At 46.2% G+C, this 15835-nt stretch carries 15 protein-coding genes; 5 read left to right on the top strand and 10 right to left on the bottom strand.

Annotated features, from left to right (window positions below):
• Positions 1-47: 47 nt before the first annotated feature.
• From mraY to ACOV1R_RS06750, 6 genes are all read right to left on the bottom strand, one after another.
• Positions 48-1013, bottom strand: a complete 966-nt coding sequence (gene mraY, locus ACOV1R_RS06775) for a phospho-N-acetylmuramoyl-pentapeptide-transferase (RefSeq protein WP_003640859.1) — start codon at positions 1011-1013, stop codon at positions 48-50.
• Positions 1014-1041: 28 nt separating this feature from the next.
• Positions 1042-3183 (bottom strand): penicillin-binding transpeptidase domain-containing protein, encoded by a 2142-nt coding sequence (locus tag ACOV1R_RS06770; protein ID WP_128485014.1) that lies wholly within the window; start codon positions 3181-3183, stop codon positions 1042-1044.
• On the bottom strand, positions 3180-3566 hold the full coding sequence (gene ftsL, locus ACOV1R_RS06765) for a cell division protein FtsL (protein ID WP_003640861.1): 387 nt from the start codon (positions 3564-3566) through the stop codon (positions 3180-3182). The genes ACOV1R_RS06770 and ftsL overlap by 4 nt, the downstream gene beginning before the upstream one ends.
• 30 nt (positions 3567-3596) lie before the next feature.
• Positions 3597-4556 carry a 16S rRNA (cytosine(1402)-N(4))-methyltransferase RsmH gene (rsmH, locus tag ACOV1R_RS06760; RefSeq protein WP_003645938.1) on the bottom strand — a complete coding sequence of 320 codons (960 nt, stop codon included), beginning with the start codon at positions 4554-4556 and terminating at the stop codon, positions 3597-3599.
• Positions 4557-4589: 33 nt separating this feature from the next.
• Positions 4590-5015: a division/cell wall cluster transcriptional repressor MraZ gene (gene mraZ, locus ACOV1R_RS06755; RefSeq protein ID WP_003644614.1), complete on the bottom strand. Its 426-nt coding sequence runs from the start codon at positions 5013-5015 to the stop codon at positions 4590-4592.
• 169 nt (positions 5016-5184) lie between these two features.
• The gene (locus tag ACOV1R_RS06750; RefSeq protein WP_003640864.1) at positions 5185-5553 is read right to left on the bottom strand and encodes a DUF3397 domain-containing protein; all 369 of its coding nucleotides are present in this window, start codon (positions 5551-5553) and stop codon (positions 5185-5187) included.
• A gap of 115 nt (positions 5554-5668) precedes the next feature.
• Here ACOV1R_RS06750 and ACOV1R_RS06745 point away from each other — a divergent pair, with 115 nt between their 5' ends.
• On the top strand, positions 5669-6628 hold the full coding sequence (locus tag ACOV1R_RS06745; protein WP_015380543.1) for a magnesium transporter CorA family protein: 960 nt from the start codon (positions 5669-5671) through the stop codon (positions 6626-6628).
• Positions 6629-6703: 75 nt separating this feature from the next.
• The gene (locus tag ACOV1R_RS06740) at positions 6704-6823 is read left to right on the top strand and encodes a DUF4044 domain-containing protein (RefSeq protein WP_003645940.1); all 120 of its coding nucleotides are present in this window, start codon (positions 6704-6706) and stop codon (positions 6821-6823) included.
• 309 nt (positions 6824-7132) lie between these two features.
• On the opposite strand, the gene ACOV1R_RS06735 is transcribed toward ACOV1R_RS06740, so the two are convergent.
• Both ACOV1R_RS06735 and ACOV1R_RS06730 read right to left on the bottom strand, forming a co-directional pair.
• Complete coding sequence (locus ACOV1R_RS06735; RefSeq protein ID WP_217203127.1) at positions 7133-9520, bottom strand: DNA translocase FtsK; 2388 nt, start codon at positions 9518-9520, stop codon at positions 7133-7135.
• A 112-nt stretch (positions 9521-9632) separates the two neighbouring features.
• A complete protein-coding gene (locus tag ACOV1R_RS06730; protein WP_003644616.1) occupies positions 9633-10145 on the bottom strand; it encodes a tRNA (cytidine(34)-2'-O)-methyltransferase in 513 nt (170 codons plus the stop codon).
• Positions 10146-10436: 291 nt separating this feature from the next.
• Between ACOV1R_RS06730 and ACOV1R_RS06725 the strand changes: the two genes are divergently transcribed.
• Together ACOV1R_RS06725 and brnQ are read left to right on the top strand one after the other, a co-directional pair.
• On the top strand, positions 10437-11084 hold the full coding sequence (locus ACOV1R_RS06725; RefSeq protein WP_003645942.1) for an NAD(P)-dependent oxidoreductase: 648 nt from the start codon (positions 10437-10439) through the stop codon (positions 11082-11084).
• A gap of 334 nt (positions 11085-11418) precedes the next feature.
• A complete protein-coding gene (brnQ, locus tag ACOV1R_RS06720; protein ID WP_003645943.1) occupies positions 11419-12768 on the top strand; it encodes a branched-chain amino acid transport system II carrier protein in 1350 nt (449 codons plus the stop codon).
• Positions 12769-13115: 347 nt separating this feature from the next.
• On the opposite strand, the gene ACOV1R_RS06715 is transcribed toward brnQ, so the two are convergent.
• Positions 13116-13970: a methyltransferase domain-containing protein gene (locus ACOV1R_RS06715; RefSeq protein WP_054518974.1), complete on the bottom strand. Its 855-nt coding sequence runs from the start codon at positions 13968-13970 to the stop codon at positions 13116-13118.
• Positions 13971-14236: 266 nt separating this feature from the next.
• Between ACOV1R_RS06715 and rpsN the strand changes: the two genes are divergently transcribed.
• Complete coding sequence (gene rpsN / locus ACOV1R_RS06710) at positions 14237-14506, top strand: 30S ribosomal protein S14 (protein ID WP_003640872.1); 270 nt, start codon at positions 14237-14239, stop codon at positions 14504-14506.
• Positions 14507-14667: 161 nt separating this feature from the next.
• On the opposite strand, the gene ACOV1R_RS06705 is transcribed toward rpsN, so the two are convergent.
• Positions 14668-15822: an AI-2E family transporter gene (locus ACOV1R_RS06705; RefSeq protein WP_003640873.1), complete on the bottom strand. Its 1155-nt coding sequence runs from the start codon at positions 15820-15822 to the stop codon at positions 14668-14670.
• Between the last annotated feature and the right edge of the window lie 13 nt (positions 15823-15835).

Below are 15835 nucleotides of genomic sequence, written 5' to 3'. Positions count from 1 at the left end.
TATGTACAACTAACTCGGACAAGAATGCCCGAGTTAGCAAACTGTGACTAAATAATCGTGGCAACACTGATTACGGCTGCCACTAAACCGATCGACCAAAAAACGATATCAATCTTCCACTCGCTCCAACCCTTCATCTCAAAGTGATGGTGAATTGGACTCATCAGGAAGATCCGTTTTCCCGTTAACTTGAACGAGGCGACTTGGAGGATAACTGAAGCCGTTTCAATGACAAAAATGATGCCAATCAAGAGGAGGGATAGTTCATGATGCAATAAGATCGATACTGCAGCTAAAGCACCACCGAGCGCTAATGATCCCATGTCACCCATAAAGATCTTGGCCGGTTTGTGATTATACACGAAGAAACCTAATAGTGACCCCACGACGGCCAAACAGAATAACATCACATTATACTGATTTTGAGCGTAAGCAATCACGGCATACGCACCAAAGGCAATCGTGGCCTGACCAGCAACTAATCCGTCCAACCCATCCGTTAAGTTGACGGCATTTGAGAAGCCCACTAACCAGATGATGGCGAAGAGCATGTACCAAATTCCCAGCGACCAGACCCCCAAACCTGGAATCCTAAGTGCCATTGGCAAATGTTCATGTTGATAGACCAACGTTAAAATTACTGCCCCAATGACTTGACCAAGTAATTTTTGCCAAGCCTTTAAACCTTCGTTTTGTTTACGCCAAAGCTTGATACTATCATCCCAAAAACCAAGTGCACCGTATAAGACCAGGATAAACATCAAAATCCAGGTGGTTGGTTGTAGCTGATGTTGCCACCCACCGACCCATAACGTGGTGACTAAGATTGCGATAATGAACAGTAGGCCCCCCATAGTTGGCGTCCCAGATTTTTTCTCATGCCACTTAGGACCTTCCTCACGAATCATCTGTCCTTCTTTGCGGGCGCGGAAATACCGAATAAGTGACGGCATTAACGCAAACACAATAATAAAACCACTAATTAGGGTTGCACCCCACACTAATAAACTCACAACAATTCTCCATTCTAAGACTTGATAACTACTTCAGTGTCACACTAATTGCCTGCTTAGCTTCGATCGGATTACCCGCAGTCACACTTTGCGTCTTGACGTAACCCGTCCCGCTAGTCGTGAGCTTAACGCCCGTCAACGTCGCAAAATCAGCCACTTCACTTGCCGACCATCCAGATAAGTTCGGCATATACATCTGCCCGTTGGTAACCAGAATGACGCGTTGACCACTTAAAACGACAGTGCCAGAAGAAATGGATTGCTTGACGACCCGACTACCCTTACCAACAACGACCACGTCAAGTCCCTGCTTCTTAGCAGCTTTCTTGGCCGCGCTAGTCGACTTACTCGTCAAATCTTTCATTTTGATCGTCGTCGCTTTAGTCTCACTCGCTTTTTGTTCTTCCAATGCCCGTTTCATCACGGTATCAAAAATCTCTGCCATGTCATCTGACGCGGAACTTCCGTTAAGTGTCGGTTGTTTCATCGTAATGTACATAATGTACTTCGGATTTTTAGCTGGCGCCATCCCGACGACCGAGTACAGATAGGTGTTGTCACCTTGCTCATACGTACTCCCGTTGCTGACCTGGGCAGTCCCAGTCTTAGCAGCAATGCGATACCCGCTGATCTTATATGATGAGCCAGTACCGTATGACTTATATACCACATCTTGCATATGATCCAACACCTTGCTGGCAGTCTTCGAACTGATTGGCTGGCTTACAACCTTCTTCTTACCCGTATAAACCGTTTTGTTGGTGTTAGGGTTAGTGATCTTGGAGATAAAGTACGGCTGTAACATCTTACCATGATTAGCAATCGCTGTGAATCCACGAAGCATCTGCATAGCGGTCACCTGAATCCCCTGACCAAAGGCCGTATCCGCTTGTTCGATTGGATACGTAAATTGAATTGAACCACTCTGCTCGTTGTCAAGACCACTATTAGTACTCTCACGCAACCCAAAGCGTTTAATGTACTTCAGCCAAGTCTTGGCCCCCATTGCTTGTTCTAGGTGGGCCATCGCCGTGTTACTTGAAAGGGCAAACCCCTTAGCATAGGTAATATTGCCCCACCCGCTCGTATTCCAATCAGGAACGGTATTATTACCGATCTTATATTCACCGGTTGGGACGGTTACATTAGCATTGTACTTACCGCTGTCGATCGCCGCTGCCATTGTAAAGACCTTCATCGTCGATCCTGGTTCATACGTGTCTTCAACCAACAAATTACGCCACATTTTAGATAGTCCGGTCTTTGTTTGCGCATTAAATGTCGGTCGCTGCGTCGTCGCCAGAATGGCACCAGTCTTCGCGTTCATCAACGTTGCTGTCATTGACTTAGGTGAGACCTTAGCGTTTACTTGTGAAACTTTAGTTTCCAGTAATGTCTGTAACTTACTATCGATGGTGGTATAAATATTATCCCCATCCTTAACCTTCTTACCAGTCTCAGTGCTACCTTGATATCCGCTCTTCGTAATCGTCTTGCGACCATCGGTTCCCGATAACTGCTTGTTAAAAGCCAACTCGATGCCCATCGACCCCGTTAACCGCGTCTGATCGGTATCCTTCTGACTCTTGGAGGTGGTCAGCCCAACCAAGTGGGAAGCAAACGTGCCGTTTGGGTAGAGCCGCGCTTCAGATTCAATAAAGTGCAGCCCAGCCACATTTTGGGCATCGATCTTTTCCTTAGTCGTCAGTGAAATATTCTTACCAGCCGTCCCAAATTCAATTTGGAACTTACCTGCGCCTTTTTGCAAGGTCGCGAGGGCTTTCTTATAGCTGATTGGCAAATACTTCGATAAGACACGCGCCGCCTTCGCATTATTTTTAACATACAGTGCCTTGCCACTAGCACTTTGCTGATTTTTCGCCATAATGGCGTAGACCGTGTACGTGCTAGTATCTTCAGCGATTGGGTCACCGTTGGCCGTATAAATAGTCCCACGTTTGGCCGTGATGGTCTGGTCTTCCGTATAAAGTTTCTTGGTGGCCTCGACCAGATTGACCCCGTTGACGTGGCGCACAATCGCGATATATGAAAAACGAATGATCAAAACACCAAAGACGGCAATCGCGCCAAAAAATAGCCATTGGCCAAAAATTCTACGATTTTGTTTTGGTGACCGTTTCGAAGTCATTCGTTGTTTGTTCTTATTCATTTGTAAACATTCCTTATGCTACCGTTGTTCAGCGATAACCCGTACTGCTTAGCAATTTTATTTAAACGGCTCCGACTTGAAAGTTCACTGATTTCTTGTGCGGCCGACGTATTTTTTGCCTGCACTTTTGTGACTTTCGTTTGCACCGTCTGTAACTGACTTTGTGCGTTACTCGTTGCAATGTTCGTTGAAACTAACATAATGGCTAATCCAAACACCACCAAACTCAAACCAACACACAATACTTTTTCAAATAATGAAAAAGCAACTCGCTGCGTCTTGATGGACGGATTCGGGGTCACAACGGTTTTTGTTTTATGTACCGGGGTGGTTGCGCCAGGAGTTTGCTGTGGCAACTCCCGCGCTAATCCATTTTGGGCCATTTTAATCACTCCTTTAATTATTCCTGAATATTATTTATTCGTTATCTTTAAACGTTCGATGGCTCGTAACTTGGCGCTGCGAGCACGACGATTAGCTTCGATTTCCGCATCGCTAGGCACGACCGGTTTACGACTGACTAAGCGGTAATCTGGTTGCATTTCAGCTGGGATAACTGGTAAACCAGGTGGCAGCTCCGGCAAATCGCTGTGCTCCTTAAAGATCGTCTTGACGAGACGATCTTCTAACGATTGGAATGTGATGACACTGACACGACCATGAACATTGATTAAATCAATCGCTTGTTCGAGCGAAGTCTCCAGTACGCCCAATTCGTTATTCACCGCAATTCGAATAGCCTGGAAAACCCGTTTAGCGGGATGACCACCCGTTCGCCGCGCTCTTGCTGGAATGGCATTCTTAATAATTTCGACCAATTGCCCCGTCGTCACGATCGGCTGAACCGCCCGTTCACGCTCAATCAACCGTGCGACTTGTTTAGAAAACTTCTCCTCACCATAGCGATAGAAAATACGAACCAAGTCCGCATAGGGCCAAGTATTGACAACTGTTTGAGCAGTTAATTTCTGACTCTGATCCATCCGCATATCTAACGGCGCATCATGTTGATACGAGAAGCCGCGGGCAGCATCATCAAATTGTGGCGACGAAACGCCGAGATCATAAACTACCCCGTCAACGTGGTCAAGGCCCCGAGCATCTAGTTCAGTCTTCAAGTTGGCAAAGTTACTTTTGATGAACGTGACCTGACCACGTTCAAGATAAGTCGCTAAGTTACTTTGGTTATAATCGATTGCGGTTTGATCCTGGTCAAAGCTATACAAGTGGCCTTCCGGACCTAACTGTTGCAAAATTTCACGAGAATGACCACCGCCACCTAACGTACAGTCCACGTAGATGCCATCCGGCCGGACGTTTAACGCGGCGATTGCTTCATGCAAAAGTACCGTTGTGTGTTCAAATGTTGCCACGCGTGCGCCCCCTTCCTAAATTATTATTGTTATTTAAAAATCAATCAAGTTTTCTGCAAGATCATCGAAGTTCGCTGCGGTCTCCGTCTCAAACTGTTGCCAGTGTTCGGCACCCCAGATTTCAAATCGGTCAGAAACTCCGACGATCACACATTGCTTTTCCAACTTTGCATATTGTCTCAAGGTTGCAGGTATCATGACCCGTCCCTGTTTGTCTAATTCACATTCAGCAGCAGCAGCATAGAAAAAACGGACAAACGCTCGCGCATCCTTGCGAGTTAGTGGTAAATCATCTAACTGTGCTTGAAGCGTTGCCCACCGTTCAGCGGGATAGCCAAAAATACAACCATCCATCCCACGAGTAATGACAAACGAAGTGCCCAATAGCTCACGAAACTTGGCAGGAATGATTAGTCGCCCTTTCGCATCTAAGGCATGTTCAAACTCTCCGAAAAACATCTTAGACGCCACGGCCAATCAACCCCTTTCATTAAACATAATTCAAGTCTACCACACCCCCCCACTTCCTACCACATCGTTTTGTTACTTTTCCAAATTGTTAACAAAATATCAAAAAAAGTCCCACCTAACGTTAGTTTCGTTAGGTGGGACTTAGTGGGGGACATTTTTACGATGTTAAAAAGAAGTGGCTGCCAAGTGCTAGGATATAGACGACGAGTGTCAATAATTCCGCTCCCCGCCAATAGAGCTTAAAAAAGCGCCAGTAAAGGATTTCTCCGCGTTCAACAGCTTCAATCAGTGTTAAACCGATCCCCAAAATCATTAGGGACAACACTTCGTACGGTGCCAGCGAACTATCCGTTGCTTGCAGTGTCAGAAAGTGGGTGAAAACAATTAAAAATGGCGGCCAAAAATCCAACAATCTTAATCCATGTGGCCAAACGCGGTGTGCAACCCGTTTAGCACCTAAAATGATCATCGAGATGGCGGCTAAAAATACCAGCTGCCCATACCAAGTGGTCCATAAATCTCGCATATGCGTACTTGCCTCCCCATTAGTGTCGGGTTAAATTATAGAGATTATCGTTAAACTTTTCAATCATCTGTGACAGCCCTATAATAAACATAAACTATTACTGGAGGGATGACCGTTGTTACAATACTTTACCACTGGTAAAAATGGCCTTTTGACTACGCCGAACGACCATCACGATCAGCCATACTGGATCAACGTTGAACGCCCGACCTCAACTGAAATCGACCAACTGGTCACACAATTTGATCTTCCCAAAGATTACTTAACTGCCATCCTCGACGATGCGGAGGTTTCACGAGCCGAGCAATTATCAACCACGCAATCCAGTCAACCAATCTTAATCGTGATGCAGTATCCCAAACTCACGACGAGTAAGCTGGGGTACCTTGAATTTCAAGTCTATCCCTTCGCCTTGATTTTAGTGGATCAAGTGGTCATCACCGTCAGTAATTACCCGGCTAGTTTTATTCAAGACTTTGTGATGGACCCGGCCTCGTCTAAGCTAAGTCTGGATAATCACGAAGATTTTGTGCTGACTATCATGTGGTACATCGAGCACAGTTTTGTGACCGCACTCGAATTGATCAACCAACGGACAAGCGCCCTGGAAAGCCGTTTGAACCAAGCTACTCACAACGTGGAACTCTTTACCATTATGGCTTACCAAAAATCCTTGATTCGTTTTAAGGCCGCCCTTAATCAGAACACACCCACGCTTGACGCGGTTGAAACTTCGATCACCCATTTCAACGCACCTAATCACCAATCACTCACCGATGATATTAAGATTGAGACCCAGCAAGCGAGTGACATGGCTGAAACGACCAATCAGATTTTGCAGCAATATAGTCAATTAGTGGGTTCAGTAATTTCCAATAATTTGAATGATGTCATGAAATTTCTGACCTCACTCACGATGGTGTTGACGATTCCAACGATTATCGGTGGAATCTATGGCATGAACGTCAAATTACCTGGTGCCGGTCTCGTCCACGCTTTCACTTGGCTGATGCTAGGAACGATTATTCTTTGCATTATTAGTATCGAATATTTACGAAACCATGACTATTTTTAATTTCAATTGAAAAAAAACTGATTCCACGTTAAACTATGAAAGAATTACTCGTAAAGTGTGGTGCATACAAACATAATGAAGAAAAAATCAACTTTTCAAAAAATTACGATGGTCGTTATCTGGTTAATGATCATTTCTACCATTGGGTCATTGGTGCTTACCGCCTTATCTGGGTTAGGTTTACTAACCTTCTAGGTTAAACACCTTGCGAACCACGAATGGTTGCAATACTTACCAAGAAAAAAGTTACGCTTGCTCACAACAAGCGTAACTTTTTTTATTACTGGTGGATCACTCAGCCATGGTCGGCAAGCCTAGCCACCAACTTCTGAGACAATGTGAATTAAAAAAATCACGCATTTGTCTCTGAAAAAGGTTCCAACCGTTAGTCAAATCTGGCTAACGATTGGAACCTTTACTTTAACGTCGATTATTCAATCGTATCGGCAGCGCCACCATGTGAAGTCATGCCATTCAAATGATGCCCACCAGTCTTACTGGACGCTAAGCGTCATTACCCGACGCGGGCGCTTCGTCAGCCGATTTTTGGCGGTAAACCTTACGTGGCTTACTCCCCTCCGAAGGGCCCACCACGCCGCGTTCCTCCATTTCGTCGACGATCCGTGCTGCCCGGTTATACCCGATACGGAAGCGTCGTTGGAGCATCGAGACACTGGCGGACTGTTGATCAGTCACCAATTCAACGGCTTCGGCATAATACTCATCCTCACCGTCATGAGGGTCCCCACTACCAGCGGCATCCGTCTCGTCATCCTTGACCAGCATACTATCGTCATAATCAGCCGTCTGTTGGGCTTTGATAAAGTTGACAACTTCTTCAACATCATGGTCAGAAATATAAGCACCCTGCACGCGCAGTGGCTTATTCATGCCCATTGGCTGATACAGCATGTCCCCACGACCAAGTAGCTTTTCAGCACCGTTACTATCAATAATTGTCCGCGAATCCGTCCCACTTGAAACGGCAAATGCCATCCGTGACGGTACATTGGCTTTAATTAATCCGGTAATAACATCTACCGACGGCCGTTGTGTTGCCAAGATCATATGAATACCGGCCGCCCGGGCCATTTGACCCAAGCGAATAATGGCATCCTCCACTTCGCTCGAAGTGACCATCATTAAATCGGCTAATTCATCGACGACCACCACAATGTATGGTAAGACGGGCCGTGACTGCCCATCAGCCGCATTTTGTTGACGGATATATTGGTTGTACCCCTGCATGTTACGCTGCTTGGAATCCGCGAACAATTCATAGCGTCGCTCCATCTCGGCAACGACCTTATGCAACGCCCGGGCCGCCTTCTTCGGTTCCGTGACTACGGGCGTCAACAGATGTGGAATCCCATTGTAAACCCCTAATTCAACCTTTTTAGGGTCAATCAGCATAAACTTAACTTGACTTGGTTTCGTGTTCATCAGTAGCCCCGTGATCATCACGTTAATGGCAACCGACTTCCCACTCCCAGTTGAACCAGCAATCAGTAGGTGCGGCATTTTAGACAAGTCGGCAACGACTAAATTACCAGAAACATCACGGCCGAGCGGTACGGCCAACGGTTTGGTCGGGTGCGCTGGTTGGGCCTCAACGATATCCCGAAATGACACTGTTGAAATCTGTTTATTTGGCACTTCGATTCCAATCAATGATTTACCGGGAATGGGCGCTTCGATTCGAAGATCCTTCGCTGCCAGCGCCAACGCTAAGTCGTCCGCTAAATTGACGACCTTGCTGACCTTGACCCCAACAGCTGGATGTAACTCATACTTCGTTACGGATGGCCCTAAGCTGACATTCTTCACTTCAACTTGAACACCGAAACTCGCCAACGTGGTTGTTAGCTTCTGCGAGTTACTCTCAATCGTTGCGTACTCAGCACTCTGATCCGTTTTTGGAATCTTCGTCAATAGTGTTGACTCTGGCAACTGGTAGTCCGCATCATCCATCACTTCAGTCCCTTGGAGTTCTTGTTCATGATCAACCGTAGCAGCTGAAGTTGGGGATTTTATGGGCGAGGCTTCACGATCACTAGCCACCGTGATATTCAAGTCGGCAGGCGAGCTCGTAACTGCACTGGCTGCTGAGTCCGGCGCCGAAGTCCCGCTCGTTGTCTCAGCAGGGGCTGCTGACTGTGGTACGGTTGACGTTGGCTGCTTCTCAGTACTTGCCGCTTGATTGGCGCGCACTTGTTGGTGAACCCGCCAACGGGCAATTTGAACCCGGAGCACGTGCGTCAGCCATTCATAACCGGATCGCAGTTGCTGGCCCAATTGCATCAAGGCCTGACGCAACGCTTGCATCGTCTTATGGAACGGCAAATCAAAGGTAATGTAGATACTGGCAACCATCAGGATCAGTGCGATCAAAATTGTCCCGACATTAGCCAATAGTGGATAAGTGACACTATAGCCAGCAGCGCCGACTAATCCGCCACCAAGATTACTGGCCATGCCCCCCTTGGCAAAATCATTTTTGATCAGATTCCACGTCAACGACCAAAAATCGGTATGGTGATTCAATTGATTAAACATCGGGATCTCTAATAGCAATAAGTAACTGAAGAAAAACAAGTTACCACCGACCCACCACCGCCAAGTCAGTCGTGGCCACCGACCAAAAATCATCAAATATCCCATGACGAGGAGTGTTAGCCCGGCAAAAATCTGGTAGGCATTCCCAGCAATGGCTCGGAAAAACTCTGCGAATACCATGCCCACTAACCCCACCTTCAATAAGGCGAGAATCGTGACCAATAGTCCAATCAGGCCAATGACATTCCCCGTCATCTGCCGCTTAGCCGCAACCGTCGGCTTCTTCTTGCGCGTCGAGGTCCGGCGCTTTTTTGTTGTTGCTTGTCTACGCGCCACGCTTCGTTCATCCTTTCTCAATTAATACTGTCTTCATTATAACAAACTCAAGTTCCCCCGTCCCCATCAAAAAACGCACCCTAACGTTTAGCGCTAGTGCACGTTCTGTTGGTTACTTCAACTTATCATTTTCATAGTGGTGCGACCGTTCAAGGTTTGGGAATTGTTGTTGCCGCAGGGCTTCATAAATCACAATCGCAGCCGAATTCGATAAATTCAAGGCTCGAATATGTGAATCATCTTGGGGAATCCGAATGGCCTTTTCGGGATATTTGCGCATAAATGGTTCTGGTAACCCCGTCGTTTCCTTACCAAATAAGAAATAGTGATCCTTACCCGTATCACTATAATCAACATCCGTATAGTCATGTTCAGCAAACTTAGACACTAAGTACAACTGATTTAAATCAGGAATACTAGCTAAAAAATCTTGCAAGTCAGCATGATAAGTAATATCGACACTATCCCAGTAGTCCAAGCCAGCCCGTTTTAAGTGCTTATCATCAATTTTGAAGCCCAACGGTTCAATCAGATGCAAGGCCGTATCCGTTCCGGCACACGTCCTGGCAATATTACCAGTATTCGCTGGCATTAACGGTTCAAATAACGCAATGTGATTTGTCAAAATAATCGTCCTCATTCATATTAGTCTCTACGCCATGTTCATTCATAGCAATCCTATTAATCATACCATGTCTATGGTTCAACAGCGAACTTTGAAACTAAAAAACGCTTTGTTCGCATTCTTAACCAATCTTTCCTATACTAATCACCGTACGCGCCGGAGGGCGGAACAGGACGCACACTGGCTGACGAACACCAATCTAAACCTGACACGTTGTCATCATGATTCATGCCGGATTAACACGTACAAGGCAGCATTCGAATCATTTTATAACTCGAGGAGGAATTATCTATGAAAATTATGATTATTGGCGCAACCGGAATGGCTGGCTCAGCCATCACCAAACTAGCACTTGAACGGAACCACACCGTCGTGGCCATCGGACGTTCTGAAGAAAAGCTAGCCGCTCTACCGGCTAACCCAAATTTGCAGACCAAAGCTAAAGACGCTTTCGATCTCACACTATCTGAGCTACAGGCGGTTGACGTGGTCATTGACGCAATGGCGACTAGTCCTGATAAGGCTTACCGACACGTGGATCTGGCAACTAAGCTGATTGCTCAGCTCCGCGAACAACAGCGGCCACGTCTCCTCTTCATCTTAGGGGCCGGTAGTTTAACAACTGGTGATGATCAACACCTCTTCGTGCACGACATTGAAAGTAATCCCGCCAATGCTGCCTTCGTCGCTATTCCGCAAAACCAACTGGCCGAACTGACCTTCTTACGAACCGTCACCAACGTCGATTGGGTTGGAATTTCCCCGGCCGCCAATTTCACAGCAGGTCCTGCTACCCCGGCCCAGTACGGCCATGACACATTACTGACGAACACTACTGGTGAATCAGTGACCAATAGTGGCACGATGGCGGTAGCCGTTTTAAACGAACTGGAAACGCCCAAACATCATCAAGAACGCTTTACAGTCGCTAACCAGTAAACGTCTTGCCTAGCAGCGCTAAAATATCGAGTGGCAGCCAAACCACAAGCCGAGCGCTACTTGAGCAATTTAGTTAACTGTGACGCGCTTTAAATAAGACCAATTAATCCCGCCAGAATCTGACGGGATTTTTGTGGCGTCGCAATTGCTGGCAGTATTTAACAGCTAAGTGCTGCCACCGCCCCATCTCTCCTCATTGCGACAGTCGTAGCCAACATTGTCACTAACCAGTTGGTTGCATTACACCGCCAGTTAACGCCCTCACCGACCTTTAATTAATTCTTCACCAAAGCATGCTAAACTATTGCCATGATTATTTGAAAGTGGGGATACCATGAATAACCGTTTATCAGGACGGAATTTACTCTTCATCGGCACCATGTTATTTGGACTATTTTTCGGTGCTGGTAACTTGATTTTTCCAATTTTTCTGGGCCAGCAAGCCGGCCAACACGTTGGTGCGGCCATTATCGGACTATTGATCACCGGGATTGGACTTCCATTACTAGGCGTGATCGGCATGGGGCTGACGCGCAGTCAGGGCGTATTTGACCTGGCAACAAACGTTAGCCGATCATACGCGTATGTCTTCACCGTACTGCTTTACTTTACCCTCGGGCCACTTTTTGCAATGCCACGATTAGCAACTACGGCCTTTCAGATTGGACTGGCCCCCTTCTTAACCACCAAATTACAACCCGTGGTGCTATTGGGCTTCTCCGTTGCTTTTTTCGTCGTCACTTGGTTACTGGCTCGTAATCCCGGTAAGATTATGACCTATGTTGGTAAGTGGCTGACACCCATCTTTTTGCTATTATTAGGTGCCTTAATGCTTGTCGCTATCATTAAGCCACTGGGATCACTTAACGTCGCGGCGAGTGGCGCCTATGTCAGCCATCCAGTTCTAACTGGTTTTACTGAAGGCTACAACACGATGGATGCGTTAGCCTCGCTAGCTTTTGGCATCGTCGTGATTGATGTGATTCGCGACCTCGGTGTCCGTGATCCGGGGCAAATCGCAACTGATACCATTAAAGCAGGCCTAATCAGCATGAGTTTAATGGCAGTCATCTATGGTCTGCTGGCGATTATGGGTACCATGAGCTTAGGTCGCTTTTCTCCAGCTGCCAATGGGGGGATTACCTTAGCTCAAATTGCCGATGCCTACTTTGGCCGATTCGGTAATGTTTTACTAGCTCTAATTGTCATCATCGCTTGCTTAAAAACTGCCATTGGCCTCACTTCTGCTTTCGGTGATACGTTGCATGGCATGTTTCCTAAGATTTCCTACCATTGGCTGATCACCATCGCTTGTCTCATTCCAGCCATTCTTGCTAACGTTGGGCTAACTGAAATGATTACTTATTCAACCCCAGTGCTGATGTTTCTCTACCCGCTCGCAATCGTGTTAATCATACTGGCAGTACTGGCACCATGGCTTGGGATGTCCCGCTGGTTATATGGAATGACAACTGTCTGGACCATGATTCCGGCCATTCTTGCCGGCATTAACGCTATGCCATCCGCCTGGGTACAAGCATCCTGGTTGCAAGCTTTGCTTCATCTCAACGCGTGGCTACCGCTTGCCAATCTAGGGTTAGGCTGGAGTGTACCCGCACTGCTAGGTTTTGGTTTAGGGTGGTTGATCAGCCGTAAACAACCATCTGCTTCTAAATTGCATTAATATAGCGTCACATATAAAATAGCGGACCTTCTGATAGCCATCCACGACTTTTCAGAAGGTCCGCTTTAAATTACGAGAGCCATGCCAATTGACTGGTTGCCATTGAACCTCACCGGTGAATCATGGCATTATTCAGGACTGGTATGAATGCAATAGCAACACATGGTCACACCTCACCGTCAGCTTTTGAAGACACAAAAAAACGTAGTATTTCGGTGTGGGCACGGCGAAACGCTACGTTAATGAAGTACAACTCGGTAGTCACCAACGACATGTCGATGTTAACTACCAAACGATTTCTCAAAGGTTATCTTAACACCGGCGTTTCAATCATGCAAGCACCCGCGCTAACCTTTTTGCATCGTTAATAAACTCACATCAACGGTAATCTTAGTTAACTCCTGCCGTTTAGCGGTTGCGAGCTGCTCAGCATCCGCACCCCAGTGCAGCGGTGTCATGACTAATAAGTCGTTAAAGTCAATGTTATCAAGCGCAACTTGGTATTGAATTCGTTGCCGCTTAGCAGTGGGATAGTGCTGGGCAAACAGATCTAACACCCGTTGATTATCATACTGATACTGTCGATCAGTCGGTTTAAATAGTAAATGACGCAGTTCAACTAAGTACTCAGGATTTGGCACGATCTTCAATAACTGTCCACCGGGCGCAAGGACCCGTTCAAACTCTTGGTAAGCGGATGGTGAGAAGACATCCATAATGGCCGTGAATGCCCCATCGGTAAAGGGTAATTGGGCCAAATCGGCCACACAATAATAAGCAGTCGTCGTCAATTGGGTCGCTAAGTTAACCCCATCCTTACTAATGTCAAAACCAATCCCCACGTCTTCAGAATTGGCATGCATTGTCAACAAATCAGCTAGGGGGGTGCCTTCACCGCTACCAATATCTAAGATTCGTTGCGCCGTTTTTGGCAATGCCGCATTAATGGCTTGGACAATGGGGCCGAAAAAACCAGCTTGCAAAACTCGGCGCCGCGCTGCCAGCATGTTAGCATCGTACTCGCTAGCGACTTGATGCGTTAGAAAATACAACGTCCCTTTTTTTGAAAAATCTACTTGATGCCCATTAGGACAACATAAGCTGTGGCCGTCAATTGTCACGTATGCTTGATTACAAACTAAGCATCGAAAGCGATCGATATTTGCCTGAACAAACTGGATGCCGCGGTCAATTTTTTTCACAGGTGTCACCTTACCTTGGTTAATTTTATCATTAGGCGTCCCATATCCAAGCGATGCTTTCCAGCTTACCTGAAACTATGGATTCACGATGACAACATCGTGTAAAGGACGTATGTTCAATCATACCATATCGGGGCGGACAAAATAGTAGCTGTTACGATTTAGGTGTGGTATCTTATTAACTGTTCTAAAGGCTGACTTAAATTGTCAAAATGAATTTGCTACCGAATGGCATGAATTTAATGACATAAAGGAGACTCATTCAGATGGCAAAGAAATCAAAAATTGCGAAAGAAAAACGCATCGAAGCAACCGTGGCTAAGTATGCCGAACGACGCCAAGCACTTAAAGCTGCTGGCAACTATACCGAATTGGCAAAATTACCACGTAATGCTTCACCCGTGCGTATTCATCGGCGCGACTCACTTGACGGTCGACCACATGCTTACCTACGTAAGTTCGGCATGTCGCGCCTTAACTTTCGTCGCTTAGCGCACGCTGGTCAAATTCCAGGTGTTAAAAAAGCAAGCTGGTAAAGTGACAACTGGCGTGATATTCACTAATGATTAGTAACATCACCATTCAGTTAAATTAAAAAGGTTCCACAGAATTGTCATCAGACTTCTGTGGAACCTTTTTAATTTGGCGTTATTGGTTTAATCGCGTTTCAGCGCCATCTGAGTAGCCAACAATTACCTTACTTGTTAGTTTGATCAGTTGATGGGGTTGCTTCAGCCTCATACAATCCCGAAGACCGTCGATACCAGTCAAACAGATGTGTCCACAAAACTTTCAAGATCGCATAGCCTGGAATCCCGAAAATAACCCCCATCAACCCGAAGATTTTACCAGCCGCTAATAGGACGACTAAAATCGTAATCGGATGAATAGCTAAGCTACTCCCTAAGACTAACGGTGAGATAAAGCGGCCTTCAATCGTTTGTTCAATGACGAAGACAATCAGAACTTGGACCAACATCCATGGTGAGGTGACTAACGCAATGACCACTGAAGGCACCATTGCGAGAAAAGACCCTAAATATGGAATCAAATTTAAGATTCCAGCCGCAATTCCCAACGTCAGCGCAAATTTCAAGCCAATAATACTGTAACCAACCGCAAACATCACGGCAACAAAGAACGCCACGGTCAATTGACCACGAATATAATTACTGACCTGTGAATTGATTTCTGTCAAAACTTCTAAGAATCCTGAGCGCGCTTTGGTAGGTACAAACTTAGCCATATACTTCGGTAGTTGATGACCATCGCGCAATAGGTAAAAAAGAATAAACGGCATTGTTATCAACCCAATGATGACGGTCGTTACGGTACTAAATACGCCTGTAAGTGAAGTCACCGTCCCGGTCAAATACTTCGAAAAGCGGCCACTCACTAGCTTACTGAGATCCGTGTTCCAACTTTCAAGTTGGTCACGGATACTACTGAGTTGCGGATCATTGAGCCAGCGATTAACTTCAGTACTGGCATTTTTCCAATAATTGGGCCAGTCATTGATAATTGATAAAGTTTGATCGCGAATCGTTGGGATAATCGCAATAATGCCTAACGCCAACAGCGCGACAACCACAATAAACAAACCAATGATCGTCCAGGTTCGTCGTACGCGAAAACGCTTTTCTAGCCAGTCAACAAGTGGATTAAGCAAGTAGTACAGCACACCGGCCAAAATAATCGGCAAACCCACGATGCTAAAAAATTGCCGGACCGGATCTAATAGCCAATCGACTTGCTTGCCCATAAAGAAGATCGTCAATACTAATAAAATAACGACCAAAATCCGAATGAGCCGTTGCGCTGACCACCGTTGTTTCTGTGAATCAGGTTTCAAACAATCCCTCCTT

The sequence above is a fragment of the Lactiplantibacillus sp. YT640 genome, assembly GCF_049745435.1.
GTDB classification, from domain to species: domain Bacteria; phylum Bacillota; class Bacilli; order Lactobacillales; family Lactobacillaceae; genus Lactiplantibacillus; species Lactiplantibacillus plantarum.
This window is presented reverse-complemented; position numbering and strand designations above follow the sequence as displayed.